The sequence below is a fragment of the Rhodoferax sp. GT1R46 genome (assembly GCF_056521285.1).
This window is the reverse complement of sequence record NZ_JBWMBC010000012.1, coordinates 1-25,793: the sequence shown is the minus strand read 5'-3', so window position 1 is coordinate 25,793 and position 25,793 is coordinate 1. Positions and strand designations below refer to the sequence as shown.

Genomic DNA, 25,793 nt, shown 5'->3' with positions numbered 1-25,793 from the left:
TGTTGATACGTCGCAGGAGTGGCCACCATGGAGCAAGTCTGGATCAAGAATTATCCCCAAGGCATCCCGGCCGAAGTGGATGTCAACGCGTTCGCTTCGCTACGCGAAGTATTGCTGGCCAGTTGCGGACGATTTGCCGATTTGCCAGCCTATAGCAATATGGGCGCAACGCTCACCTACGCTGAACTCAACCTCCACAGTCGAGACTTTGCCGCCTATCTACAAAACACGCTGGGGCTGCACAAAGGGGACCGCGTGGCCCTGATGATGCCCAACCTGCTGCAATATCCCGTGGCGCTCTTCGGCGTGTTGCGGGCGGGTTTGGTGGTCGTGAATGTCAACCCGCAGTACACCGTGCCGGAGCTGGAGCACCAACTCAAGGACTCGGGGGCCGTTGCCATCGTGGTGCTGGAAAATTTTGCGCATACCTTGCAGGAGGTGCTGGCAAAAAACCCCACTTTGAGCCTGAACGTCATTACGACCGAAGTCGGCGATATGCTGCCGGTGGTCAAAGAACTGGTCACCAACGTGGTGGTCAAGTACGTGAAGAAAATGGTTCCATCCTGGGACATTGCTGACACCACGGAATTCAACGCCGCTTTGCGCACGGGTGCGAAAGAGACCCTGCAGCACATTGCGCTGGATCACAGCGACACCGCGTTTTTGCAGTACACCGGCGGTACGACCGGAGTCGCCAAGGGCGGCGTGCTGACACACGGCAACATGGTTGCCAACCTGGAGCAGGTGGGTGCATGGATTGCCCATGACCTGCTGGATGGCAAGGAAGTGTTTGTCTGCCCCTTGCCGCTGTACCACGTCTATGCACTGAACTCCAGCCTGGTGTTTATGAAGATCGGCGCCCATACCGTCCTGATCACCAATCCACGGGACATGCATGCGTTCATCCACGACCTCAAAAAGTATCCGGTGACGGCCATGGTCGGTGTCAACACCCTGTACCGGGCGCTGCTGGATGCGCCTGAGTTTTCCGAGGTAGATCTGCACACACTGAAGGTGGTCAACGCAGGGGGTATGGCGGTACAGCGCGTGGTAGCCGAGCGCTGGAAGAAGGCAACCGGCGTGCCCATCATCGAAGCCTATGGATTGACCGAGACGTCGCCCGGCGCCATCTGCAACCCGCTCAATATCGAAGAGTGGACAGGCACCATCGGCATGCCATTTCCGTCGACCCAGGCCATCATTTTTGACGAAGATGACCAGGAAATGCCATTGGGAGGAGTGGGCGAAATCTGTATACGTGGGCCCCAGGTCATGGCCGGCTACTGGAACCGGCCGGATGAAACCGCCAAGGTCTTTACCCGTGGCGGCTGGCTGCGCACGGGCGACATGGGTTTCATGGACGAGCGCGGCTACTTCAAGATCACCGACCGCAAGAAGGACATGATTGTGGTCTCCGGCTTCAAGGTTTTTCCGAACCAGATTGAAGATGCCGTGGCGTTACACCCGGGCGTGCAGGAAGTGGCCGCCATTGGCGTGCCCGACGAACGGTCGGGTGAAGTGGTGAAGATCTTCGTAGTCAAAGCCGACCCTGCGCTGACTGAGGAAGACTTGCTGGCGCATTGCCGCAAGCACCTGACGGACTACAAGATACCCAAGATCATCGAGTTCCGCACCGAACCCCTGCCTAAAACCAATCTGGGGAAAATTCTTCGTCGCCAGTTGCGGGGCACTCAAAGCGAAGTTTCAGCGGCGCACTGAATAGTACCGAACTGCGACCACATGCAACGCAATCCACAGCCACGGATCTAGAACGGCGTCCCATAGATTGCCCGTGGGCAGCCGCAAGACCACGAACAACACGATAGCAAGCGGTGCCACCCATATCATGATGCCCGCTCTTCTTTCGGCGCGGCCAATGACCCACGGAACCAAAACAACCAGCAACATCAGTGCGGACGCAGCCGGGCTAAAGCCCCACTGGTAGAGCTGCACCGGCAACCAGGCGAAGGTGTCGAGCAGCAAGGCCCAGCCCGCCAGCACGCCCAACGCAGCCAGCGCCAGAGAGGCCCGAGGCGTGGGCTCTGCAGACCGTTTCAAAGTCCGGGCAGAAAAGAGCCGCGCGTGCAGGTTCACAGCACACAGTAAAACGGTCACCAGGCTGGGCGCCTGAAACGCCAGGCCCAGCCAGTGCACGGGAGCATAGGGCCCCGGTATCCATGACCAGCATGCCAGCCCCAGCGCCGTACTCCATAGAAGCGGCTTGCGCTGCGACCAATACCCCACCACGCTGGCACCCAGCCACGCCAACACCACACTCCACGACAAGTGCAGTGCCCACTGCATCACCCAGGCTGTGGGCAACAGAGGTGAGTCGCTGGACAGCAACGGGGTGACCCACCCCCAACCTGCCGCGTTCACGGCTTGGCTCCCGGTTGCGCAGAACCCACCGCAAACCGCTGCCACGCAATGCGCTGGCGATCCACGGTGTAGCTGATCCACAAACTGCTGTCGGCCCAGGCCATGGCCGGGTAAGAAAACTCGTCTTCGGACGCGCCGTGCTCCAGGGTCTGGACCCGCGTCCAGTGGCGTCCATCGCTTGATTGACTCAGATCCAGCTTGGCGCGTGAACCCGGCGACGAGTTGTGGGCCAGCAACATCTGACCCGGCGCCATGCCGACAGCCGCAACAGCCGCATCCGGGTTGTCCAGTGCCAAATCGGGCAAGTCACTCCAGTGCTGGCCACCGTCGACGGTGCTTGCCGCACCTATCTTTCCGTTGGGCCGCTCGTCGCGCATCACCGCCAGCCACTCGTGAGGGGACCGCATGATCAATGCCGGCTGCAACAGGTAGGGCCGCTGCGACATCCGCACCATGCCTTTGAACGTGCCTTCCCGGTCAAAACGCAGGGCGACTGGGTACTTGATTCCCAGTTCAAAATGAACCGGCAACACCATGCCGCCGTCGACCAGAGGCAGGGGCGCGTTGCGCACCAGAAAACTGGTGTTCCACAACCAGGACAAGGGCAACACCTGAGCCGGCTCAAAGGCCAGCTCCTGCAAGCCGTTGCCGGTACTGGTCTGGCGCACATGCAGGATGCGCGCGGCTGCCCAGCCGCCCCACCCCGTTGCAACCACAAATAGATGGATTCGGCCCTTGCCATCCGTCCACGCCACCGGATTGCCCAGGCGACGCACACCGTAGCCCAGTTGGTTGCCCATTTCGTGCCGATTGACCACAAAGCGCGGAGGCGACCACTGCTGGGTGGCCCGGTCGAATTGCGACGCCGCAATCTGCACCAGGGGGCCGCTCTCGCGCTCTCCCGAAAACCAGAAAATCGTCAACGCGGCAGGATTTTTTTCGGGCATCACCAGCAGGGAACTGGCATGTGCAGCGGCGGCACCGGCAGGCATGGGAATCTCGCCTCGGGCGGTCTCCTGCAACGTGCGTACGTCCGGCATAGCAGGGTTCATCCACACGGCAGCGGCAGCGTCCAGGGATGGCGAGCGCTGCAGGCTATCCAGCGCCAGAATGACAACACCGGCCAGCACGGCAAAAAACAGGCGCCAATAAACAGAGCGAAGAGACGGTGTAAGTGACAAAAGAGGCAGGCCTGCAAAGAGAAAACATGCGTATAAAACATGTGTATCTTAGTGGCTGATAACAAGAGGCCGGCGTTTCCCGGACAATGGGCGTACCGGCAACCAATACTGAATACCACCATGTCCGCAACCAGCATCCTCAACGTGCAGCCACTGGGCTTTCCCTGGCAAACGCTTGACCCCTTTTTGTTTTGTGTGCACCACGACGATGCCTATCCGAAGGGTAATGCCGACATGGGGCCGGATGCCTCTCTGGCGGGCCGCAACATCGGCCAGGATTTTGCCGGCAAGGATGGCTGGAGCATGTACCACGGGTCCACCATTCCGGGATTCCCGTCGCACCCTCACCGGGGGTTTGAAACCGTCACCATCGTGCGCCAGGGCTTGATTGACCACTCCGACTCGGTGGGCGCCACGGCGCGCTTCGGCGGTGGCGATGTGCAGTGGCTCACCGCAGGCAAAGGCATCGTGCATTGCGAGATGTTTCCCCTCACCCGGCAAGACCAACCGAACCCGCTGGAACTGTTCCAGATCTGGCTGAATCTGCCGGCGAAGAACAAGATGGTCGAGCCGCACTTCACCATGTTTTGGCACGAGAAAATCGCCCGTGTGCACGCCACCGATGCGCAGGGCAAAGCCTGCGACGTGGTGTGCATTGCCGGATCACTGAACGAGGTCCAGGGGCTCCCTCCGCCGCCCGATTCATGGGCATCAGAGGTAGATTCCGAAGTCGCTATCTTCACCATCCGTCTGGAAGCCGGCGCGCACTGGACAATTCCGGCCGCACAGCGGGCTGACACACGCCGTCAACTCTATTTCTTCAACGGTTCACACCTGCGCATTGACGGGCAGAACGTACCCGCGAGCTCTGCGATTGAAGTAAAGGCCAACCAGTCCGTCGAGCTGGTTGCAGGAGATACCGTGTGCGAATTGCTCGTGCTGCAAGGCCGGCCGATCGCAGAGCCCGTTGCGCAATACGGCCCTTTTGTCATGAATACGCAGGCCGAAGTCCACCAGGCCTTTGCCGACTACCGCGCCACTGAATTTGGCGGCTGGCCCTGGCCGAAGAACAACCCGGTGCACCCGCGTGACAAAGGCCGTTTCGCGTTGCACGCCAATGGCGAACTTGAAGAACGCTAGGCTCAATTGGCCGTCAGGCTCAACTCGGCCTGCGGTTTCCAGCCATTCTGGGGAGCAATCACTTTTACGCCCCCCAAAAAGAGGCGCTCGGCTGGCAGTTGACGGGCCGCAAGGTAGTCCTTGACCGCCACCCCGCGCTGCAACGCCAGCGCCCGCAGGTCGTCTTCCGTCACACCCATGCTGGTCATCAACAGCGACTCCATCTCGACCACGCTGATGTCTTTGGTCAAGCCCACCAAGTTGCGCGGTTTAGGGATGTCGGCGCGCCGGTAAACGGCCTTAAGCAGATCGGGGTACTCCGCGTCCGTTACCGCTGGCGTCTCTGCGCCATCCTGCCCGGCAACCACGGAGCGGCGGCGTTTCTCGGCCATTAGCAGCGCGCCCAGGCGCTCCCGCTTGACGGCCTCGCGCTCAGCCTCCAGCGATGCCGTACCGGTTACGGTCATTTTCAGGGCGGGTCGGTCGGCAAGGGCTTTGGCCACCTTGTTCAAGCCCGCCCGCGCGTCCGCGCTCAGCACGCTGCTACCGGCTGCAAAGGGAACCGTTCCCAGCTCATCCCCGCCTCCGCCCAATGCACTGGCCAGCAGGCTGAACGGTGCCGTGATCGCTTTCACAATCAGGTTCGTAATGAGCTTGAACACCACGGGCCCCAGCTTGAACTGCGGGTCGTTGATGGAGCCACTGACGGGCAGGTTGATGTCGATCACCCCGTTGCGATCTGCCAGCAAAGCGACCGCGAGTTTGACCGGCAGGCTGTTGGGTGCCCCTTCCACCTTGTCGCCAAATCTCAGCTGGTTGAGAACAATATTGTTGGTCGCCGTGAGCTGTCCATCGGGCAGGATGGCGTAGTTCACATCCACGCTCAGCTTGCCACGATCAATACCGTAGCCTGCGTACTTGATCGCATAGGGTGACAGGGGTGGCAACTCAAGATCACGCACACGGCCATGAATATTCAGCGCTACGGGACGCGCCAGCGGGTTGACCTTGCCGGTTATCTCCAGCGAAGCGGTGCCCTCGGCACGCCCACGCACATCCACGTCAGCCAGCTGCATGACGCCGCCATCGGGCACCGATGAAAATTGACTCAATTTGCCCGTGAGCTCGCTCAGGTCCGCGGAATAGTTGGGCTTGATGAAACGGTCCGAAAACAGCACCTTGCCATTGACCAGACTGATGGGGCCGATCTGGATGATGGCACCCAGCGGGGTGGTGGCCGCGGCTACGGGGACAACGGGCACCGGCGCAACGGGTGCGGGAGCGGATGCGGCCAAATCGGGCGTGGCCGCCGTCGGTGCGTTGCGGTCTTTCACCACGTCCTGCAGGTTGAGCCGTCCATTTTCATAGACCACCACCCGCGCAAAAAAGTCGGCCCATGCGGCCTCGCGCACCGTGAGCCGGGTCGCCACTCCGGGGGCCAGGGCCAGCTGTACGCCGGGCACGGTGAGCGACTTCCAGCTCAGCAACTCCTCGCCCACCCGCAGGGCACCCTCACCCGACGCAATGCTGTTGGCGCGAAAGTCGTCCAGTGCAGCATCACCCTTGAGGTCCACCCGGTCGCCCGCCGGGCCGGGGGCGTAGCGCACCTGCCCTTTGAAACTGGCATCCGCGCGAAGCAACTCCACGTTGAGCTGGTCTGCAAAATAGGGGGCCAGCGCATGCGCGGGAATGTTCCGCATGTCCAGACTGCCCCGCACCAGTACCGGGTCCCACATGACTGTTCCCTTGTAGGCCAAAGTGCCCGGCTCGGTCTGGCCCGACTTGATGCGTGCGGACACCGCCAATGGCGCGGGCTTCTTGCCGTCCAACGCCAGATTTTGCATGCGCAGGTTCAGGCTTGAGACCGACAGGCGCACCCGTTTGGCAAGGCTATGGTCTGCGAACGCCACGGTGCCGTCGCCTATGTCCAGATCGTCGACTGCGACACGCCACGGCTTGCCGGCTTTTGCCGGTTCTCCTGCGGCGGGAGAAGACCGGAGCCATTGCTCCACCATCCACCGCCCGTCTTCCCCGCGTTGCACGCTGCCGCTGGGCGAACGCAAGGCGATTTTTCCGATGCGAACGCTTTGATTTTTGACGTCGATCCGCGCATCGGTCACGTCAAGCGCCTTGAGTTTGGCCAAATCGCCGCCTTTGTCGGACTGCAATACGGCGTCGCGCAAGGCCAGCCTTTGCACGGCCACCTGCACGCCGTCCGCCTGCCAGACGGCGTCCAGCTCGGCATCCATCGCACCACGGAGTCGGGGCTCCAGATAAAGTGCCACGTAGGGCGCTGCACTGACCAGGCCGAAGTCGGCCACGGTGGCGTGCACCTTGCCCGCACCATCGGTTCCCTGGCCCCCAAATGTCAACTGAGCGACTTGGCCCTTGCCAGCCACTGCAAGCGAGCCAGAGAACTGGGCGGAGGTCTGCGCAAACGGCCAGTGAACGGCGTCGGCCTGCAACTCCACATCGGTCAGTGCCATGCGGGCATGGGGCCGGGTGCTCTCGTCGGCCCAACTCACTTCGCCCTTGTGCAGGGCGAAACGTGTCAGCTCCAGCGTCCAGGCCTTCGCACCCGGGGATTTAGGGTCATTTAAGCCCGTAGCCCCCGTAGAGTCTGCGGAAGCAGCTCCTTTTTTTATAGCATGTGGCGACGATGAGGAAGGCGAAAAATCCAGGTTCAGCGCACCGGCACGGTTGCGCACGGCCCGCAGTTTCGGACCGGTAAGCTCCAGCGACGCCAGCTTGGCCACCTGCTCCAGGGGGCGTACATCGGACAAGGTGGCCGCTATCGACTCCACCCCCAGCAGGTCTGCGCCGCTGGCATCCGCCAGCTTCAGGGCAGACACTTTGACGGTGCCCGACAGCGAAAGCGCCACTTTGGGCGTCTTCACAAAATCCACGCGCAGATCGGCGTCGATGACCGCCCCTTTGGGTTGCACGGGCAGACCCACCGGCAGATAGGCCAGATACGGCGCCAGGTCCAGCCCGGTGATCTTCAGCTTGCCGTCCCCCTTGCGAATCTGCGCAAAAGGAGTGCCCTGGGCAGCGGTGTCAAACGCGCTGCCGTTGAGCACAAACGCCAGTCGCGGCTCTACCTTGATGTCTCGCTTGGCATCCAGATTGCTCAGGAATGGTACGGTGACATGGAGTTTCTGCAGGCTGTGCTCTCGCGCCATGGGTGTGTCCGTGAAGTCCACCTTGCCGTCACGCAGTTCCAGGTTGTAGAACGCAAAATGGACTAGACCCGATGCAGGGTCGGGCGACGGCTCGCTCAGGCGGCGAATGATGCCATCGATGTCGTAATGGCCGCCACCCGTATGCGTGAGCTTCAATTCGGGGGCCTCTACCACCACCGAATCCAGTACCGGCGCGAGGCGAAAAATGGACTCCAGCTCGGCATCCACATACACACGGGCCACTTTGAACTGGCTGTCGCGTCCATCGGCCGTGGCAATGGCCAGATCGGTCAGCGTGAGCTCCAGTGTCCACGGTTTGAAATCGATCGCGCCCAAGGTGAGCTTGCGGCCCAGCGCCGCACTGCCTTGGGCCTCGATCTGGCTCTTGAGCAAGGGCGGAACCGCCAGCCAGGCCAATGCCCAGAGCAAGAAGATGCCGCCCACGCCGAAAGCGGCGCGGCGTTTCCAGCCGGAAGGATTCGATAAAAGGGTCATGAGGGAATTCATGCGGGGTGGTCAGGTGGTCTTTGCTGGGGGTGGTGCAACCCCGCTTTGGCGGTGATTGTCCACCAACACCGTGCACAAAAACAGGTCGGTGCCGATCGGCTTGAAGCCCGCACCCGGAGTTAGACTGGTGAACTTCCAACCGACCGGACCTTGATCATGAACCCATTGGTTATCTACAGCCTGCAGAATGGCGTGGCCACCCTGACCCTGAACAACGGCAAGGTCAATGCTGTTTCCCCCGATCTGATAGCCGACTTCAACCGTGCGCTGGACCAGGCCGAGCAGGATCGTGCGATCGTGATCGTGACCGGTCGGCCCGGCATTCTGAGCGGCGGCTATGACCTGAAGGTCATGGTGTCCGGCCCCCAGCAGGCCATGGACCTGGTGACTGCGGGGTCCACACTGGCGCGCCGCATGCTCGCACACCCGTTTCCGGTCATCGTGGCGTGCCCGGGTCATGCCGTGGCCAAGGGGGCGTTTTTGCTGCTATCAGCCGACTACCGTATCGGTGTCGAGGGGCCGTTCAACATTGGACTCAATGAAGTCCGGATTGGCATGACCATGCACCACGTGGGTATTGCCCTGGCGCGTGATCGGCTGAGCACACCCGTATTTCAGCGCAGCGTCATCAATGCCGAGATGTTCAACCCGCAGGGCGCATTGGCCGCGGGGTTTCTGGACAGAGTCGAATCGGCGGACCAACTGTTGCCGGCTGCCAACGAGGTGGCGGAGCAATTGAAAACGCTCAATATGTCGGCCCACAAGAACACGAAACTCAAGGTGCGCAAGGAGTTACTTGATGCGCTGGACAGCGCTATCGCTGTCGACAGGTTGATTCCCCTGCAGGCGGCTGGCTGAATTACTGGAAAACCAGATGTTTCGGACCGGCTGTGACATTTTGGAGAATGTCGATGGAAATCGGGGTTAATGCTCCCGTGATGCCAATCCGGTACCGGTCCTGCTCGGTACTGATGACCGTGCCGGCATTATCGGCATTAACGGACGTCAAATTTAAAATGGCCGTGGTGGCTGTTTCGGGCACCACAAGGTAACTCACATCGGTTGTCCCAATGACAGCTGGAGTGGGCGATCGATCGTAATTGGTTAATGTCCCGATACGCCCCCCGCTTCCAACGACTACCGACGCCGGAATGACAGGGGGCGTCAGGTAAACGCGAGAAATGGCGCTAGCTACACTGCCCTGGGGCGTGTAGTTGCTGTCAAAGTAGCTGATCGCCGTTGACACACTGGACGACGCGGTGCAACTCGTGAAGTTGATGGAGAGCGTTTGCTGCACTGATTGCTGCCCGACTGTTGAACCAGAACCAAAGGTTGCTCCGCCTGTCACCGCCGCAGCGGGCATCGCGGTATCTGTTGCAGTTCCTGTGCAATCCCCCGATATGGTGTAAGTCTTTGTGTACCCATTCGCTATGAGCGCACTGTTTGCGCTTTGAAACGGGAATGACAGCGTTGAAATGACGGGACCTGTCGTCACTGGCGCGCTACCCCCACCCCCACCCCCACCCCCACCACACGCGACCAGCAACGAAGTAAGGAGCAAGCCTGTGACAGTGTGGTGGATTCTCATTGGATGGCCTCTATTTGAACTGCTGACGCACGGTATGGCTAAATTTCCCTATTTGAGTTGCATGTCGTTCTTGACAGATGTCACGCCGGCAACGCCTTGGGTCACCACAACTGCTCGATTGATGGCTGCCTGGGAATTCACAAAACCACTGAGCTGAACACGACCTTTGAATGTCTCCACGTTGATTTCGGTTGACTTCAAATACGGATCGTTGAAGATCGTCGTCTTGACCCGGGTGGTAATAGCACTGTCGTCAACGTATTGGCCCGCGCTTTCCTGTTTGTTGGTGGATGCGCAGCCCACGATGGAAGTCAAAGCGATGGCACCCAGCAAGATGGAAATAAGTTTGAGTTGCTTCATGATGTGTTTGTCCTGTGAAAAAAATTAGCCTGCAAAGATCTGATCCCTGAACTGCAGCTTATTCACACACGCATTAAGCGTCTGTTCGATGGCGCACGAAGCGAATCAACTCCACAAATTTTTGTAACAAAGTATGACTGCATCGCAAAACCCCGTCGCCATGGGTGCGTAAAAACGACGCACTTAGTGAAAATCCCGGCTGCTGGTGGCCAGCTCACCCAGCATCGGTGTCAGGTCCACCAGGCGCTTGGCGATCACGTGGCGCACTTCACCACCGCTCTCTTCATCCCGCTGCCACACGCCATACACCGCCATCAGGCGTGCGCGAAAAACCTCCTGGCGAAAACGCTCCTTGACGGATTTCCAGACGATCACATTCACACTGCCGGTCTCATCTTCCAGCGTAATGAAAACCACACCCTTTGCAGTTTGGGGTTGCTGGCGCATGGTGACAATTCCGCAGGCGCGCACCAGGCGACCACTGGGCATGGTCGCCATTTGCCTAGCTGTCAGCAGCTTCTGTTTTGAGAGTTGCGCACGCAGCAGGGCCAAGGGGTGGCTGCGCAAAGTGAGGCCTACCGCAGCGTAATCAAACACCACTTCTTCGCCCTCTTCGGCTGGAATAAACAGCAAATCATCTTCGTCCACAGGGACCCCTTTGAGAAGCTCGGGGGCGGGTTTCAGGGCCGATGCGTCCCATACCTGCTGGCGACGGTGGCCGGAAAGGGACCGCAGCGCGTCCGCACTGGCCAGTGTTTTGAGATCACCCTCGTTCAGGCTGCAGCGCAGCGCCAGGTTCTGGGTGCTGGTGAATGGTGCCTGAGCGCGCTCCGCTGCAATGCCGTCCGCCACTCTCTGGCGCAAGCCGCTGACCATACGAAGGCCCAGGCGAATGGCGGGTTGGGCATGGCCACCGGGCTCCAGCGTGCAATCCCAATCGCTGTGCGCCACATCCACTGCACGCACATCCACACCGTGGCGCTGGGCGTCCTGCACCAGTTGCGCAGGACCATAGAACCCGAGCGGCTGGCTGTTGAGCATGGCGGCCAAAAAGCACGCTGGCTCATGGTGCTTGAGCCAGCAGCTCACATACACCAGCAAGGCAAAGCTGGCCGCGTGGCTCTCGGGAAATCCGTATTCACCAAAGCCTTCTATTTGTTTGAACAGCGTGTCGGCAAACTCCTGCGTGTAGCCATTCTTGCGCATGCCGCCCACCAGCCGGTCGTAGAACTTGTGCACGCCGCCCTTGCGTTTCCAGGCGGCCATGGAACGGCGCAACTGGTCCGCCTCTCCGGCAGAAAAATCGGCGGCGGCCATGGCCACCTGCATTACCTGCTCCTGAAAAATGGGCACGCCCAGGGTGCGTTTCAGAGCCTCCTTGAGTGCCGGACTGGCGTACTCCACGGCTTCGGGGTTGGCACGGGCCTTCAAATACGGATGCACCATACCGCCCTGAATGGGGCCCGGTCGCACGATGGCCACTTCTACCACCAGGTCGTAAAAGCAGCGCGGCTTGAGGCGCGGCAGCATGCTCATCTGCGCGCGGCTTTCGATCTGAAACACGCCCACGGTATCGGCCTTGCAGATCATGTCGTAGGTAGCTTGGTCCTCAGCCGGAATGTCCTGCATGCGCATTGTCTTGCCGCGCCACTGGCTGATGAGCGCCAGACAGCGGCGGATGGCGCTGAGCATGCCCAGGGCCAGCACATCCACCTTCAACAGGCCCACGGCGTCCAGATCATCCTTGTCCCACTGGATGATGGATCGGTCCGGCATGGCCGCGTTCTCTACCGGCACCAGGCGGGTGAGTGGGCCCTGGGTGAGCACAAAGCCGCCCACATGTTGACTCAGGTGGCGCGGAAAACGCTGCAGCTGGGTGCTCAGGTTCACCCACAGTTCCAGCCTCTCGGAAGGTGGCACCTGGAACCCGGGCCCCAGCCGGTCAATGGCCGCTTGCAGACGCTCCGCCAGCACCGCCCGGCTGTACATGCCTGGATGCTCCTTGGCCAGTGCCGCTATCAGGTCATCTGGAATCTCGAGTGCGCGCCCCACATCGCGCAGCGCGCTGCGCGGGCGGTAGCTGGTCACCACCGCGGTAATGGCGGCACGTTCGCGGCCGTATTTGGCATAGATGTATTGAATGACCTCTTCGCGCCGCTGGTGCTCAAAGTCCACATCAATATCGGGCGGCTCATCGCGCTCGCGGCTGATGAAGCGTTCAAACAGCACACTGCTGCGCGACGGGTCCACCTCGGTCACCCCCAGGCAGTAGCACACCGCCGAGTTGGCCGCCGAGCCACGGCCCTGGCACAGGATGTTTTTCTCGCGGGCAAAGCGCACGATGTCATGCACGGTCAAAAAATACATCTCGTATTTCAGCTCGGCAATCAGCGCCAGCTCATGCTCCAGTTGCCCTTGTACCGAGGAAGGAACGCCCTGCGGGTACCGTATCTGCGCGCCCTCCTGTGTGTACTGGCGCAGCGTCTGCGCCGGGGTGTGGCCGGGCAGCACCGCTTCGAGCGGATAGTGGTAGCGCAGCGCTTCCAGACCAAAGTTGCACCGTTCCGCCACAACCAAGGTATTGGCCAGCAGTGCCGCTGGGTAAATCGCCGCCAGGCGCGCGCGGGAGCGCAGGTGCGACTCGGCATTGGGCTGCAGCGCAAAGCCGCATTCGGCGACCGGTTTGCCCAGGCGCACGGCCGTAAGCACATCGTGCAAGGGCTTGCGCGAGCGCACATGCATGCGCACATCGCCTGCCGCCACCAGCGGCACGCCGGTGAGCTGCGCCAGCTGCTGCAAACGGTGCAACTGCAAAGCGTCGTCCGGGCCCAGGCGCGCTGGAACTGCCAACCACAAATTCAAGCCAAACAGGGCTCTAGCCCCCGTCGCTATTGCGCAAGCCGCTTCTATATTGATAGCAGATGAGAAGGCCAAAAGAATCTCGCATCCCTGCAACCGCGCCCACAGCGCCTGGTTCTCCGGACCGCTCCAGCCCACCTGGTATTCGCCTTTGGGCGCCGCCCGCCGTGCCACGGTGATGAATTCACACAAATTGCCCCAGCCCTGTAAATGGTGCGCCAGGGCAATGACGGTGAAACCCGAATCCGTGCCGGCGCGGCTGACCCGGAATTCAGCCCCCAGCAGCAGTTTCAAACCCAGCGAGCCCGGTTTTCGCGCCTCGCCGTGCGCACGCACCACGCCCGCCACCGAGCATTCGTCGGTAATGGCCAGCGCGCTATAGCCCAGCGCAACCGCACGCTCCACCAGTTCTTCAGGCTGCGAAGCACCCCGCTGAAAGCTGAAATTGCTCAGGCAATGCAGCTCGGCGTAGGCAGGATGGGGGTCAACAATCTCCATATAAATACTGTATAAAAATACAGTATAACCATGAAGCCCCCTTACAAAAAATTCATCCACCCACTGCGTGGAACTCTCTAGTCAGCCGCTTCCCCTGGCCGCGTGGTCACGTAAAGGTGCCACACCGCGATAAACATTGCCGCTATCGTGGGCCCCACCACGAAGCCATTAATCCCCAGAACGGCCATGCCGCCCAGCGTGGTGATCAGCACCACGTAATCGGGCATGCGCGTGTCCTTGCCGACCAGCATGGGCCGCAACAGGTTGTCAATCAGCCCGATCACCAACACGCCCCAGGCCGTCAGCGCCACCCCTTGCCAGATGGCACCCGTCAAGAAAAAATAAACGGCAACCGGCACCCACACCAGCCCGGCACCCACCGCTGGCAACAGCGAAGAAAAAGCCATCAGCACGGCCCACAATACCGCCGCACTGACCCCCAAATACCAGAAAGCGAGACCACCCAGCGCCCCCTGCACGGCGGCTACCAGCAGATTGCCCTTGACCGTTGCCCGGATCACGGTGGTGAACTTGCTGCGCAGTTCCCGCTTGTGCGCAGATGTCAACGGGATCGCATGCAGCACGGAGCGCGCCACGGCATCGCCGTCACGAATCAAAAAGAAAGCGAGGTACAGCGTGATGAAAGCACTGCCAACAAAATCAAATGTGTTTTGGCCCACGCTGAGCGCCTGCGTGGCGATGAACTGACTGCCCTCGGTCAATGCGGCGCTCAAGCGGCGCTGCAGTGTGCCGAAATTCGCCAACCCGAAGCGGTCCAACAACGACTTCACCCAAGCGGGCAGCGCATCAAATACGCCATGCAGATAAAGCGTCGGACTCAGCTCGCCGGATTGCACACGCTGATAGACCGAAGTAGCCTCGCTCGCCAGCGAGGCGGCAATCAAAATCAAAGGCAAAACAACCACCAGCAAAACCGCCAGCATGGTCAGTATGGCAGCCGTGTTACGCCTGAATTTCAACCGCGGCAGCAACCAGCGGTACAGGGGCGTGAACAGCAGCGCAATGATGAAGCCCCACAAGATGGCCCCATAAAACGGCAGCAGAATCCACCCCAGCGCCAGAGAAACGGCAATCAGCAGCAGCAACAGAGACCGTTTCTCCAGATACGTAGCGGCATTGTCATCGGAAGGGATCATGAGGGGTCTCGCAGGGTTGGCAGAAATAGCTCTGGCATCCTAGCAGCACCCTGCTGCCGCCCCAAACTTGCGTTTTCTAGGCCTTGAACTCCGCCTCAATTTCGTCCATGTGCGACTGGCGTTCTGCGATGCGCAACCCAATGGGCGGACCGGCAAAGCGGTTACGCACGCCCAGGCCAAACCAGATGACATTGAGCAACACGAAGAGTGTGATCCTCACGTAGGCCACTTTTTCGTTGGGTGGCTGCATACCGACATACGCCAGCACCAAAGCGCCCACGGTACCCAGAACGGCAAAGAGTTTGGACCAGGCACCCAGGGTGAATGGGCCCTTCTTGGTCCAGGTCTTGCCTTCGGCAAAGAGTCCGGCGGCAATCGGCATGGCGTACGAGATGAACAGAAACACCGCGCTACCGGCGCTCAGCACGGTGAATGCATCGCCATACAGCGTGATTGAAATCGCCAGAATGGCGGTGACCCAGATGGCCGCCCCGGGCGTGCGGTGCACGTGGTGCACCTGCTTGAGCCAATGCGAACCGGGTAGCCCGCCGTCGCGGGCAAAGGCGTACATCATGCGCGAGCAGGAGGTCACTGCAGCCAGACCGCACACAAAGTTGATGAAGAACATCAGCACTTCAATGCTGATGCGCAAGGGCGCAGGAATAGGCGCCAGAATGGCTTCAAAAAATCCCGTTCCCATCTTCATACCCGCGGTCAGGTCAGGCATGACCAGCACAAAGCTGCACACCATGACGTAGCCAAATAGCACCGACCACAGTACCGAACTGATGATGCCCTTGGGCACGTTTTTGGCCGCATCATGCGTTTCTTCTGCCGTGTGGGCCGAAGCGTCAAAACCGGTAATGGTGTACGCGGTCAGCAGCAGGCCGGACAAAAAGGCCATGACCAGTGTTTGCTGAGGCCAGGCGCTACCCTCGGTACCCGTGAGGTTCGTGAAGGTGTAGAGGCGACTGAAGTCCAGCTTGCCCGGCGCATACGCCACCAGAGATACCACCAGCACCACCGTCACGAGAAAAATCAGGTAGCCCGACAGATCCGTGATGCGACTGGCCCACTTGATTCCCCAGTGGTTTAGCAGCGCTTGCAAACCGGTGATCACGGTGAGAAAAATGGTCTGGTGCACCCAGCCCAGCGACTCGGGCGCTATGCCAAACAGGGGCGCTATCAGCGTTTTGAAGAAGGGGTCATAGGTGCCGAAGTTGATGGCGGCCACCACAAACACCAAGCCAAGCAAATTGAACCACGCGGTGATCCAGCCCCAGGCTTTGCCACCCAGAATGGAGCCCCAGTGGTAAAGCCCGCCCGCGGTGGGATAGGCCGATGCGATTTGCGCCATCGACGCAGCCACGATCATCGCAAACAAACCACCTAACGGCCAACCGAGCCCGATGGACGCGCCACCCGCTGCAGACAAGCCCATCTGGAACGAGGTGATGCCGCCCGACAAATACAAATCAGCGAAAACGACACGGCGAAGTTGGAGAAGCGCCCCATGCGCCGCGAAAGTTCCTGCGCGTAGCCCATTTCATGGAGGAGTTTGACGTCCGCATCCATGGCGGAGGGAGAGATTGCATTCATAAACAGACCTTTCTGCGATTAAGTTGAAAGTCAAGCCGCGGTAAAACAGTTGTCGACATACAGATGGGCGCCATTGACGAAACTGGCATCGTCACTGGCAAGGAACAGGGCGGCTTTGGCCACCTCTTCGGGTTGGCAGAGGCGCCCCTGCTGAACCGAAAGCGCCTCCACCGAGGAATCAAAACCATGCTGCGCCAGCGCGGCGATTTCGCGCTGTCCGTGGGGTGTGTCGATAAAGCCGGGGCATACCGCATTGCAACGAATGCCGCGGTCGCGGTACTCCACCGCTACCGCGCGCGCCAGCATGGCGCACGCTCCTTTAGTCATGCAATACAGCACTTCCAGTGGTGTGGCGGCCACGGACGATATGGACGCGGTGCACACAATGCTGCCTTTGCCGGCGTCCAGCATCTGCGGCAACACTGCGCGCGTCATCATGAACATGCTCTTGACGTTGACATCCATCAGCCTGTCGAAATCGTCGTCGCTGGTATCCAGAAACGGCTTCACGATGATGGTGCCCGCATGGTTGAAGAGCACAGAGATGGTGCCAAAGCGTGCATTCGTGCCCGCTATGGCGCGCTCAATCTGTGCCCGGTCGGACACATCGGCCTCAAAAAATGCAGCGTCACCGCCGGACTGCACAATCTCTGCCACCACCGCCTGGCCGGCTGCCACATTGATGTCCACTACCGCCACGCGCGCACCTTCTGCGGCGAATAATTTCGATGCCGCGCCCCCGGCGCCTGTCGCGCCACCCGAGATGAGCGCCACCTTACCTGCCAACCTACCTGCCATTGTCTTGCTCCTTGTTGAGGCCATTTGCGACCCGAAAATTCAGTTTATGGACTTCACAAAGCGGGGACTATCCAGAATTGGCAAAAGACTTGCTTACTGCTAAGTTCTCAAGGCGAGGCATCACCGCAACGCCTGACTGGAGTCAATGCATGAATTGGGTACCCACAGCAAAAAACAGGCACTTCAATGTCTTCCATTGCCAGGACTTTGACCAGCAGGCCTCCATGCTGCACGCGTGGAATCAGTCGTACTGCCAACTGTCTGCTGGTGCGTTTGAAGGCGGCGTCATGGAGATCGATACCGGTGCCATTCGCGGCTGTGCGGCCAGCGCAGTCATGTGGACGGCTTGCATGTTTTCTCGGACCCCGACGGATTCGAGTTCCGCTCGCCCGAGCGCCACGTCGTGGTGGACATCGAGTTCTATCCCGGTCGTTTTACCAACCCCGCACTGCGGGATGCATTGGGCGGCATTGCAGTCAAACTCGGCCCCCGTGCCACCGTAATGGACATGGGTGACGGCCGGCTGGACGCCATGCGCCAACTACTGCGCGCCATCTTTCAAGCCGTCGGCACCAACCCGCACCTGCTGGAAACTCCCGCGGTCTGTGACGCGTTTGAGAAATCCATGGTTTTTGGAATTGCGGATCTGCTGGACGCGGAGCCTGTGCACGACAGTGCTGCGGCAGTCGGCCCTTCACGCAGCTGGGGCCTTGTGCAGTCTGCGCGCGCTCTGATGGAACAAGCAGAGAGTGACTGCCCCTTGTCGGTCGCCGAACTGGTGGCCGCACTGGGCGTGAGCCGGCGCAGCCTGCAATATGCGTTTCAGGATGCACTGGAAATCAACCCCGTTGCGTACCTGCGCGTAGAGCGGCTCAACCGCGTGCGCAGGGCGTTGCGAGACGCTGCGTCCGTCACCGAGGCGGCCACCTGTTTCGGCTTCTGGCACTTTGGCAACTTTGCCCATGACTACCGCGCACTGTTTGACGAGCTACCGTCCGAAACATTTCGCCGCCGCCAGGGCCACGCAGCTCCAGTCTGGCAGCAAGGTCTTCATGCGGCCAACCCGGTAACAGCATGGCTAAGCTAGTGGAAACATGGCACTGAAATTTATTGAAAAGGACTGCAACGTGCAAGACAAGTTATTTATCAACGGCAGCTGGACATCGGCCGCTCTGGGAGAAGCCCTGGCGGTTTACAACCCTGCCACCCAGGCACTTATCGCCCAGGTTGCTGCCGCCACGGCGCAGGACATTGACGCCGCCGCCTGCTTTGACTACTACGCGGAGCTGGCCGAGGCACTGGACACCGAACGCGTGCAGCCCATTGCCCTGCCGGACGACCGTTTTGAATCCCGGGCGGTGCGTGAGCCCCTGGGCGTGGCCGGTGCAATCATTCCGTGGAACTACCCGCTGCTCATGGCCGCATGGAAAGTGGCCCCTGCACTGGCTGCGGGCTGCACCGTGGCGCTCAAGCCATCCGAGTTAACACCTCTCACCGCGTTGGCACTGGCCGAGCACCCCGGCGTGGACAAGCTGGCCTTTACCGGCTCGGTGCCCACCGGCTCCCGGGTCATGGCGGCCGCAGCGCGCGACATCAAAAAAATCAGCCTGGAACTGGGCGGCAAATCGCCCTTCATCGTCTTCGACGACAGCAGCCTGGAGCAGGCCGTTGAATGGGTAATGTTTGGCATTTTCTGGAACCAGGGCCAAGTCTGCTCAGCCACCTCGCGCGTGCTGGTACAACGCGGTTTGTACGAACGCTTTCTGGCGCGGCTGGTAGAGGCAAGCCAGCACATTGTCATAGGAGACGGCATGGTGCCCGGCGTGCAGTTGGGGCCTGGACAACTACCTGGAAACCAAGCAAATCACCCGATGCACCAGCGACCAACCCTGGGGTTGGTACACCAAGAGCTGAATCAGGCCCGCGCCGGTATCAGCAGACCCCGTGTCACTGCAGGGCGGGCCACAAACGCTGCCAGCGCGCGCTGCACATGGGCAAAGTCGTCAATACCCACCAAGTCATCCGCCTTGTAGCGTTCAATCAGGTTGCGCACCCAGGGAAAGATGGCGATGTCGGCGATGGTGTAGTTGTCTCCCATCATCCAGGTGCGCGTGGATAGCCGCGCGTTGAGCACCCCCAGCAGGCGGCGGCTTTCGGCGGCATAGCGGTCGCGCGGGCGTTTGTCTTCATAGTCCTTGCCGGCAAAAATCTGGAAAAAGCCCAGTTGCCCAAACATGGGGCCAATACCGCCCATCTGGAACATCAGCCACTGAATCGTCTCGTACCGCAACGCGGCATCTTTGGGCAGAAACTGCCCCGTCTTCTCCGCCAGATACAGCAGGATGGCGCCCGACTCAAACAGCGCCAGCGGCTTGCCGCCGGGACCGTTGGGGTCGAGGATGGCCGGAATCTTGTTGTTGGGGTTGAGTGACAGAAACTCGGGCGACATCTGGTCGTTGCTCTCAAAGCTGACCAGGTGCGGCTCGTAGGGCAAGCCCGTTTCTTCCAGCATGATCGACACCTTCACGCCATTGGGCGTGGGCAGCGAATACAGCTGCAGCCGCTCAGGGTGCTGCGCAGGCCATTTGTGGGTAATGGGGAAGGTAGAGAGATTGTTCATGCCCACATTCTGGCCGCAAATCCGGCGGCACGCTTCGTACCCCAGCTCGCGCCTACCAGGGTTTGATCGCCACCTTCAGCACGCCGTCCCGCTGGTGCGAGAAAAGGTCGTAGGCCGCCACAATGTCGTCGAGCTTGTAGTGGTGCGTCACCATCACACCCAGATCGAGCCGGCTGGCCTCCAGCACATTCATGAGGCGGCGCATGCGCTCCTTGCCGCCAGGGCACAGCGCGGTGTTGATGCGGTGGTCACCCAAGCCTGCGGCAAATGCACCCAGCGGAATCGTCAGGTCGGTGGAGTACACGCCCAGGCTCGACAGCGTGCCGCCGGGTTTAAGCACCTTCAGGGCCGACTCAAATGTGGCCTGTGTGCCCAGCGCCTCAATGGCAGAGTCTGCACCCCGCCCGCCGGTGAGCTTCATCACCTCGGCAACCACGTCACAGTTGTTGAAATTCAGCGTGATATCTGCTCCCAACTTTTTGGCAATGCCCAAACGGTGGTCGTTGCCGTCCACGCCAATGATGGTGGAGGCACCCAGCAAACGCGCACCAGCCGTAGCGCACAAGCCAATGGGGCCCTGCGCAAACACCACCACGGTGTCGCCGATCCGGATGTTGGCGTTTTCCGCGCCCTTGAACCCGGTGGACATGATGTCGGGGCACATCAGCACCTGCTCATCGGTCAGTCCGTCGGGGATGGGGGCCAGGTTGGCCTGCGCATCGGGCACCAGCACGTACTGCGCCTGGGTGCCATCAATCAGGTTGCCAAAGCGCCAGCCGGCGGTGGCCTTGTAGCCATGGCAGCCGCACAGGCCCTGGCCAATCAGGTAGCTGCCATCCTGCGACGCCACACCGTCCTGCGCGGCATAGGAATTGAAGTTGGGACAAATGGCCCCGGCAATCACGCGCTGGCCTTCGGTGTAGCCCTGCACCGCGCTGCCCAGCTTTTCAATCACGCCCACCGGCTCGTGGCCCACGGTCAGGCCTTTGGCCACCGGGTACTCGCCTTTGAGGATGTGCACATCGGTGCCGCAAATGGTGGTGGTGGTGATGCGCACCAACGCGTCGTTGGGCCCCACATCAGGTATCGGCTTGTCGGCCAGCTCAATGCGACCCGGGGAAATAAATACGGCGGCTTTCATCATGGCGGTCATCTGCAACTCCCTTAATAAAACTGGTTGTGATTCAACTGCGTCAATTAGGCTCGTTTGCCGGCCCTTCGTCTCGGCTGGATGGGCCGCGCTTGACAACCGTCAAATGGCTGGAACGCGCGGAGCGGATCCGGCATCTTGTACGCTTGACATGTGCACCCATGTGGTGCTGATCGTTCTATTTACTTCGCAAGGCTGTACCGTGTCTGATTCCATCATCATCCAGCAACCCTCCCAAGCCGCGCAACAGCTCCTGGTTTTGCACCATGGCGTGGGCGCCAGCGCACAAGACATGGTCCCCTTGGGGCAGCACTTGGCGGCGCAGTTCCCTAGTGCCTTCATCGTGAGCGTGCATGCTCCCTTTGCGTGCGACCTCAGCAGTGGAGGCATGGGTGCCCAATGGTTTTCGGTGCAAGGCATTACTGACGAGAACCGCCCTGCACGCGTTGCCGAGGTAATGCCCGCCTTCATCCACAACCTGCGTTATTGGCAGCAACACAGCGGCGTGGAGCCGACCGCCACCGCCATCGTGGGGTTTTCGCAAGGCGCCATCATGGCGCTGGAGGCGGCGCAGGCTGAGGCGGGATTGGTCGCGCGTGTTGTCGCGCTATCGGGGCGCTATGCCCAGCTGCCCACCCACGCGCCCGAGAAAACCACGCTGCACCTCATCCACGGCAAGTCAGACCCGGTTATTCACTACGGCCACTGTGTGTCTGCAGCAGAACGCCTGGTGGGACTGGGGGGCGATGTCACCGCCGACGTCATCCCCTTCCTGGCCCATGAAATCAATGCGGAGGTGATGGACATGGTGGTGGAGCGCTTTACCGGCCACATCCCCAAGCACCAATGGGAAGAAGTGCAAAAGGCTGCTGCCCAGTAGCCAAGCCAGACAAACGCTGGTGCGCCGCGTCGTCCAGGTCGGCAGGCAACTGGCGCTTGGCTTGCAGGTAGTGGTGGGTAAACACATCCAGATACGCTTCCAGCGTTTGCGCTGCATGGGTCTCACCGGCCAGGTCCAGGCACAGCGCCGCAACTTCAGACGTGCAAAAGTGGTCATCGCGCCGGGAGCGGCGCAGCTTGTAACGTGAGAGCTGATCGGGGTGCAGGCTGAGCACGGGCAAATGGTTCAGGTAGGGGCTTTTGCGGAATATTTTGCGCGCCTCGGGCCAGGTGGCGTCCAGCAAAATAAACAAGGGGCGCTTGGCCAATTGGCCGTCTGTGGCGTTGTCGTCGTCAGCCTTTTGCACAACGGTAACCACCCGCTCTGGCGACACAAACTCCCCCGGAAACACCACATACGGCTGCCACTGCGGATCGGCCAGCAAGGCCAGCAACGCCGGGTCGACCTCCGTACGCGCCCAGCCAAAGGCAAAAATGTCGGCCACCACATCGGCAATCAGCCAGCCGGTGTTGCTGGGCTTGAGCGGCTCGATGTCGGCCATCAGCAGGCACACCCCGGCGCGCGTGGGCACAGCGGGCCGCAACGCACAAATGCAATGGCTGGGCACCAGGCGGCAACCCGCGCAACGCTCCCCACGCGGGCCACCGCGGGCCAGAAAGGGTTTAGCGCTGCGCGCCAGCCGCTCGGTGCGCAGGCGGGAAACGGCGTGGGGCAGTGCCTGGTTCTTCACTTAGCGCTGTGCAGCGCGCAGATCTTGTTGCCGTCCGGGTCGCGCAAGTAGGCCAGGTAGAGCCTGCCCACAGAACCATCGCGCCATCCTGGTGGGTCTTCGCAAGTGGTGCCGCCATTTGCGAGGCCGGCCGCATGGAAGGCATCGGCCTGCTCGGGCGACTGCATGGCGAAGCCAATGGTGCCACCGTTGGCATGGGTGGGCGGCTCTCCATTGATGGGCGTGGTAATGCCGAAAGTGCCGGTGGGGCTGCGGTAGAAATAGCGGTTTTTGTTGGCAACGCCCGGGGCAATGCCCAGCGTGCCGAGCAGCGCGTCGTAAAACTTTCTGGAGACTTCAAGATCGTTTGAACCAACCATCACATGACTGAACATCGCTTTATCCTTTGTAGGGCTTGTTACGGGGAGTGGAGATAGTAATGGAAGGCTGAGGTAGCCTTGGCACCGTGACCAATGACCTTTTCGACGACTTGCCACCCGACGCCGACGCGCCCCCGACGCCCCTGGCCCCCGGCGCGGTGCTGCTGCACGGCTTTGCCCGCCACCTGGACGCAGCCCTGCTGCACGCCCTGGACGGCCTCACCGCCCAGGCGCCCCTGCGCCACATGCAGACCCCCGGCGGCCACACCATGACGGTGGCGACGACCAGTTGCGGCGCACTGGGCTGGGTGTCGGACCCGCATGGCTACCGCTACGCCGCGCGTGACCCGCACACCGGTCAGCCTTGGCCCAGCATGCCCGCGTGCTTTGCCGACCTGGCCCAACGCGCCGCAGCGCAGGCGGGTTATGCCCACTTTGCGCCCAACGCCTGCCTGATCAACCAATATGCGCCGGGGGCCAAACTGTCATTGCACCAGGACAAGGACGAAAAAGACTTCACCGCGCCCATCGTCTCGGTATCACTGGGCCTGCCGGCCGTCTTCCTGTTTGGCACCCTGGACCGGCGCGACCGTCCGCAACGCTACCGGCTGGTGCATAGCGACGTAGTGGTGTGGGGCGGGCCGTCCCGGCTGGCCTTTCACGGTGTGCAGCCACTGGCCGATGGCACACATGCGCTGGTGGGGCGGCGGCGCATCAACCTGACGTTCCGGCGTGTGGGCTGACTGCCGAGGCAAACGGGCCGAGTATTCCTTCAGGTTGCGGATGGAGGCCAGCGCCTAGCGCACTGCAAGGCATCGGCCATGGTGCGCACCACGCCCGCTGGGGCGGAAACCAGCCTGGGCCCTCGCACACCCGAGACGCAGGTCAGCCACGACAACTTCACCTAAAGAAAGCAGGCCAGTGCCGAGCGGCTGACCGGCCTGAAGGCGGCGCTGGACCAGCAACAGCGCATGAATCGCGCCCTGCGCGTGAGCCGGGTGGACCCGCTGGTAGTGGCGCTGCTCAACCGCCTGGCCAGCACGCAGCTCAGCGAACACTTTCGCGTCGTCGGCACCCATGCCCTCTATGCGTATGAAGCCGCCGCCGGCGTGCGGCTGGATGCCGAAGCCCTCGCCACGCGCGACATTGATTTGCTTTGGAACACCCGCAAGCGCATCATCTTCTCGACCCAGTTGGCTCGGGTAGATAGCTCCATGCTGGGCGTGCTCAAAAAAGTGGATTCCAGCTTTCGCATGCGCCAGAGTCAAAAATACACCGCGGTGAACAATGACGGTTTTGAAGTGGACATCATCCGCCGGGAACAGACCGGTGACGACCCGCCGGGCTTCTCCGCGGTCATCGTCGCCACCAACGGCACCATGGCGCGCATGAATGCCGTGCACCCGGCCACGTTTGTGGCGTTCAAACGGTGGCTGGCCGGCCAAGCGGACCGTGACCCTCTCAAGCGCCGCCGGGACGTATTGCAGGCCGATGCGGTACAGGTGCTGCTGGATCAGTATTTGCCGCAGGCTTGAGGATGAAATAGGCCTCTAGCCCTCGTGGAATATGCGCGAGCAGCTATCAATAGCAGAGCAAATCGGTAGCCAGAAATACTGTGTAAAAATACAGCCATCAGCGTATCCCAACCGTTTTTTGAGGAACTGCCATGAATAAGACGCCTCGCCTCCCCGCCGCCATCGACGCTGAGTCCACGCTCTATGCCAGCATCCGCGCGCTGATCGAATCCGCCCGCAGCACCATTGCCCGCGGTGTCGATCTGGTGCAGGTTCACACCAACTTCGAAATTGGGCGGCACATTGTGGAGTTTGAACAGCAAGGCAATGAACGTGCGGAGTACGGCATACAAGTGCTCAAGCAATTGGCCGAACGCCTGACTGCCGAATTTGGGAGTGGCTTCTCGCTCAGCAACCTCAAGCTCATGCGGCTGTTTTATGTGCAGTACGCGCCTCGAATTGGCCAGACAGCGTCTGGCTTTTCTGATGGCCAGACATTGCGCCCAATAAGCCAGACACTGTCTGACCTATTGGCTGCAGGCAATGGCAAACGCCCCTTCACCCTCAGTTGGTCCCACTAAGTCTTCCTTCTCGGCATCAAAAAAGCGGATGAACGCAGCTTCTACGAAATCGAGTCCACCCAGCAAAACTGGACCCTGCGGGAGCTGCGCCGCCAGTTCCAAAGCAGCTTGTACGAGCGCCTGGCTTTGAGCCGCGACCAAGACGGCATTCGCCAACTGGCCCAACAAGGGCAAATCGTCAGCCAAGCCAGTGATCTGCTGAAAGAGCCGTTGGTGCTGGAGTTTTTGGGCCTGTCAGAGCAGGCCCGGTTTTCTGAATCCGAGCTTGAGTCGGCCATCATCCACAAGATCGAACACTTCTTGCTGGAGCTGGCCAAGGGCTTTTTGTTTGAGGCGCGGCAAAAGCGCTTCACCTTTGACGACGACCACTTTTTTGTGGACCTGGTGTTTTACAACCGCCTGCTGCGCTGCTATGTGCTCATCGACCTGAAGCTCGGCAAGCTCACGCACCAAGACCTGGGCCAGATGCAGATGTACGTCAACTACTTTGACCGCTATGTCAAAACCGACACGGAGGCGGCCACCGTCGGCATCGTGTTGTGCAAGAAAAAGCATGAAGCGCTGGTAGAAATTACCCTACCCAAAGACGCCAACATCGTAAGCGCGCGGCAAACCCATATTGACCGCGGCCCTGCAGTGGTGGTGACAGTCAGGGTGACGCGGTTGGCGGCGTCCAGCGATGTGGCAGCAACTCGCCAATCATGCTGTTGC

General features: G+C 60.7%; 22 protein-coding genes and 1 pseudogene. 10 read left to right on the top strand and 13 right to left on the bottom strand.

The window, feature by feature from the left end; genetic code table 11:
- Positions 1 to 27: 27 nt before the first annotated feature.
- Positions 28 to 1,719 carry an AMP-binding protein gene (locus AC097W_RS19600; protein WP_479604321.1) on the top strand — a complete coding sequence of 564 codons (1,692 nt, stop codon included), beginning with the start codon at positions 28 to 30 and terminating at the stop codon, positions 1,717 to 1,719.
- On the opposite strand, the gene AC097W_RS19595 is transcribed toward AC097W_RS19600, so the two are convergent.
- Together AC097W_RS19595 and AC097W_RS19590 are read right to left on the bottom strand one after the other, a co-directional pair.
- The gene (locus AC097W_RS19595) at positions 1,705 to 2,379 is read right to left on the bottom strand and encodes a hypothetical protein (RefSeq protein ID WP_479604320.1); all 675 of its coding nucleotides are present in this window, start codon (positions 2,377 to 2,379) and stop codon (positions 1,705 to 1,707) included. The genes AC097W_RS19600 and AC097W_RS19595 overlap by 15 nt on opposite strands.
- Positions 2,376 to 3,560, bottom strand: a complete 1,185-nt coding sequence (locus AC097W_RS19590) for a sialidase family protein (protein ID WP_479604319.1) — start codon at positions 3,558 to 3,560, stop codon at positions 2,376 to 2,378. The genes AC097W_RS19595 and AC097W_RS19590 overlap by 4 nt, the downstream gene beginning before the upstream one ends.
- A gap of 120 nt (positions 3,561 to 3,680) precedes the next feature.
- Here AC097W_RS19590 and AC097W_RS19585 point away from each other — a divergent pair, with 120 nt between their 5' ends.
- Positions 3,681 to 4,700, top strand: a complete 1,020-nt coding sequence (locus AC097W_RS19585; protein ID WP_479604318.1) for a pirin family protein — start codon at positions 3,681 to 3,683, stop codon at positions 4,698 to 4,700.
- 2 nt (positions 4,701 to 4,702) lie between these two features.
- Here AC097W_RS19585 and AC097W_RS19580 read toward each other — a convergent pair whose 3' ends face one another.
- Entirely contained in the window at positions 4,703 to 8,368 is a 3,666-nt protein-coding gene (locus tag AC097W_RS19580) for a DUF748 domain-containing protein (RefSeq protein ID WP_479604317.1), read from the bottom strand.
- A 156-nt stretch (positions 8,369 to 8,524) separates the two neighbouring features.
- Between AC097W_RS19580 and AC097W_RS19575 the strand changes: the two genes are divergently transcribed.
- Complete coding sequence (locus AC097W_RS19575) at positions 8,525 to 9,226, top strand: crotonase/enoyl-CoA hydratase family protein (RefSeq protein ID WP_479604316.1); 702 nt, start codon at positions 8,525 to 8,527, stop codon at positions 9,224 to 9,226.
- 1 nt (position 9,227) lies between these two features.
- Here AC097W_RS19575 and AC097W_RS19570 read toward each other — a convergent pair whose 3' ends face one another.
- The 6 genes and pseudogenes from AC097W_RS19570 to AC097W_RS19545 form a co-directional block, all read right to left on the bottom strand.
- Entirely contained in the window at positions 9,228 to 9,731 is a 504-nt protein-coding gene (locus AC097W_RS19570) for a hypothetical protein (protein WP_479604315.1), read from the bottom strand.
- A 273-nt stretch (positions 9,732 to 10,004) separates the two neighbouring features.
- The gene (locus AC097W_RS19565; protein ID WP_479604314.1) at positions 10,005 to 10,316 is read right to left on the bottom strand and encodes a BON domain-containing protein; all 312 of its coding nucleotides are present in this window, start codon (positions 10,314 to 10,316) and stop codon (positions 10,005 to 10,007) included.
- Between the two features lie 183 nt (positions 10,317 to 10,499).
- Complete coding sequence (locus tag AC097W_RS19560; protein ID WP_479604313.1) at positions 10,500 to 13,673, bottom strand: error-prone DNA polymerase; 3,174 nt, start codon at positions 13,671 to 13,673, stop codon at positions 10,500 to 10,502.
- Between the two features lie 77 nt (positions 13,674 to 13,750).
- Positions 13,751 to 14,830, bottom strand: coding sequence for an AI-2E family transporter (locus AC097W_RS19555; protein WP_479604312.1), 1,080 nt, complete (start codon positions 14,828 to 14,830; stop codon positions 13,751 to 13,753).
- A 76-nt stretch (positions 14,831 to 14,906) separates the two neighbouring features.
- Positions 14,907 to 16,429: pseudogene (locus AC097W_RS19550) on the bottom strand (amino acid permease).
- 30 nt (positions 16,430 to 16,459) lie between these two features.
- On the bottom strand, positions 16,460 to 17,227 hold the full coding sequence (locus tag AC097W_RS19545) for an SDR family NAD(P)-dependent oxidoreductase (protein WP_479604311.1): 768 nt from the start codon (positions 17,225 to 17,227) through the stop codon (positions 16,460 to 16,462).
- Between the two features lie 337 nt (positions 17,228 to 17,564).
- Here AC097W_RS19545 and AC097W_RS19540 point away from each other — a divergent pair, with 337 nt between their 5' ends.
- Together AC097W_RS19540 and AC097W_RS19535 are read left to right on the top strand one after the other, a co-directional pair.
- Positions 17,565 to 18,314, top strand: coding sequence for a helix-turn-helix domain-containing protein (locus tag AC097W_RS19540; RefSeq protein ID WP_479604310.1), 750 nt, complete (start codon positions 17,565 to 17,567; stop codon positions 18,312 to 18,314).
- Positions 18,315 to 18,321: 7 nt separating this feature from the next.
- Positions 18,322 to 19,260, top strand: a complete 939-nt coding sequence (locus AC097W_RS19535) for an aldehyde dehydrogenase family protein (RefSeq protein WP_479604309.1) — start codon at positions 18,322 to 18,324, stop codon at positions 19,258 to 19,260.
- On the opposite strand, the gene AC097W_RS19530 is transcribed toward AC097W_RS19535, so the two are convergent.
- Both AC097W_RS19530 and AC097W_RS19525 read right to left on the bottom strand, forming a co-directional pair.
- Positions 19,143 to 19,847 (bottom strand): glutathione S-transferase N-terminal domain-containing protein, encoded by a 705-nt coding sequence (locus AC097W_RS19530; protein WP_479604308.1) that lies wholly within the window; start codon positions 19,845 to 19,847, stop codon positions 19,143 to 19,145. The genes AC097W_RS19535 and AC097W_RS19530 overlap by 118 nt on opposite strands.
- A gap of 52 nt (positions 19,848 to 19,899) precedes the next feature.
- Entirely contained in the window at positions 19,900 to 21,000 is a 1,101-nt protein-coding gene (locus AC097W_RS19525) for an NAD(P)-dependent alcohol dehydrogenase (RefSeq protein ID WP_479604307.1), read from the bottom strand.
- 199 nt (positions 21,001 to 21,199) lie between these two features.
- Here AC097W_RS19525 and ypfH point away from each other — a divergent pair, with 199 nt between their 5' ends.
- The gene (gene ypfH, locus AC097W_RS19520) at positions 21,200 to 21,877 is read left to right on the top strand and encodes an esterase (RefSeq protein WP_479604306.1); all 678 of its coding nucleotides are present in this window, start codon (positions 21,200 to 21,202) and stop codon (positions 21,875 to 21,877) included.
- Here ypfH and AC097W_RS19515 read toward each other — a convergent pair.
- Complete coding sequence (locus AC097W_RS19515; protein WP_479604305.1) at positions 21,819 to 22,628, bottom strand: tRNA-uridine aminocarboxypropyltransferase; 810 nt, start codon at positions 22,626 to 22,628, stop codon at positions 21,819 to 21,821. The genes ypfH and AC097W_RS19515 overlap by 59 nt on opposite strands.
- Positions 22,625 to 23,002, bottom strand: coding sequence for a VOC family protein (locus tag AC097W_RS19510; protein WP_479604304.1), 378 nt, complete (start codon positions 23,000 to 23,002; stop codon positions 22,625 to 22,627). The genes AC097W_RS19515 and AC097W_RS19510 overlap by 4 nt, the downstream gene beginning before the upstream one ends.
- Positions 23,003 to 23,073: 71 nt before the next feature.
- Between AC097W_RS19510 and alkB the strand changes: the two genes are divergently transcribed.
- The 4 genes from alkB to AC097W_RS19490 all read left to right on the top strand — a co-directional run.
- A complete protein-coding gene (alkB, locus tag AC097W_RS19505) occupies positions 23,074 to 23,730 on the top strand; it encodes a DNA oxidative demethylase AlkB (RefSeq protein WP_479604303.1) in 657 nt (218 codons plus the stop codon).
- Between the two features lie 228 nt (positions 23,731 to 23,958).
- The gene (locus tag AC097W_RS19500) at positions 23,959 to 24,522 is read left to right on the top strand and encodes a GSU2403 family nucleotidyltransferase fold protein (protein ID WP_479604302.1); all 564 of its coding nucleotides are present in this window, start codon (positions 23,959 to 23,961) and stop codon (positions 24,520 to 24,522) included.
- A 131-nt stretch (positions 24,523 to 24,653) separates the two neighbouring features.
- Positions 24,654 to 25,082: a DUF1016 N-terminal domain-containing protein gene (locus AC097W_RS19495; RefSeq protein ID WP_479604301.1), complete on the top strand. Its 429-nt coding sequence runs from the start codon at positions 24,654 to 24,656 to the stop codon at positions 25,080 to 25,082.
- Positions 25,083 to 25,208: 126 nt separating this feature from the next.
- A partial coding sequence (locus AC097W_RS19490; RefSeq protein ID WP_479604300.1) for a PDDEXK nuclease domain-containing protein occupies positions 25,209 to 25,793 on the top strand: 585 nt, incomplete at its 3' end.

Excerpts from the sequence above, each read along its gene's own strand:
- AC097W_RS19600 (WP_479604321.1), top strand. The coding sequence starts at position 28 with ATGGAGCAAGTCTGGATCAAGAATTATCCCCAAGGCATCCCGGCCGAA.
- AC097W_RS19585 (WP_479604318.1), top strand. The coding sequence starts at position 3,681 with ATGTCCGCAACCAGCATCCTCAACGTGCAGCCACTGGGCTTTCCCTGG.
- AC097W_RS19580 (WP_479604317.1), bottom strand. The coding sequence starts at position 8,368 with ATGAATTCCCTCATGACCCTTTTATCGAATCCTTCCGGCTGGAAACGC.
- AC097W_RS19575 (WP_479604316.1), top strand. The coding sequence starts at position 8,525 with ATGAACCCATTGGTTATCTACAGCCTGCAGAATGGCGTGGCCACCCTG.
- AC097W_RS19570 (WP_479604315.1), bottom strand. The coding sequence starts at position 9,731 with ATGCCCGCTGCGGCGGTGACAGGCGGAGCAACCTTTGGTTCTGGTTCA.
- AC097W_RS19565 (WP_479604314.1), bottom strand. The coding sequence starts at position 10,316 with ATGAAGCAACTCAAACTTATTTCCATCTTGCTGGGTGCCATCGCTTTG.
- AC097W_RS19560 (WP_479604313.1), bottom strand. The coding sequence starts at position 13,673 with ATGGAGATTGTTGACCCCCATCCTGCCTACGCCGAGCTGCATTGCCTG.
- AC097W_RS19555 (WP_479604312.1), bottom strand. The coding sequence starts at position 14,830 with ATGATCCCTTCCGATGACAATGCCGCTACGTATCTGGAGAAACGGTCT.
- AC097W_RS19545 (WP_479604311.1), bottom strand. The coding sequence starts at position 17,227 with ATGGCAGGTAGGTTGGCAGGTAAGGTGGCGCTCATCTCGGGTGGCGCG.
- AC097W_RS19535 (WP_479604309.1), top strand. The coding sequence starts at position 18,322 with ATGGCACTGAAATTTATTGAAAAGGACTGCAACGTGCAAGACAAGTTA.
- AC097W_RS19530 (WP_479604308.1), bottom strand. The coding sequence starts at position 19,847 with ATGAACAATCTCTCTACCTTCCCCATTACCCACAAATGGCCTGCGCAG.
- AC097W_RS19525 (WP_479604307.1), bottom strand. The coding sequence starts at position 21,000 with ATGACCGCCATGATGAAAGCCGCCGTATTTATTTCCCCGGGTCGCATT.
- AC097W_RS19510 (WP_479604304.1), bottom strand. The coding sequence starts at position 23,002 with ATGTTCAGTCATGTGATGGTTGGTTCAAACGATCTTGAAGTCTCCAGA.
- AC097W_RS19500 (WP_479604302.1), top strand. The coding sequence starts at position 23,959 with ATGAATCGCGCCCTGCGCGTGAGCCGGGTGGACCCGCTGGTAGTGGCG.
- AC097W_RS19495 (WP_479604301.1), top strand. The coding sequence starts at position 24,654 with ATGAATAAGACGCCTCGCCTCCCCGCCGCCATCGACGCTGAGTCCACG.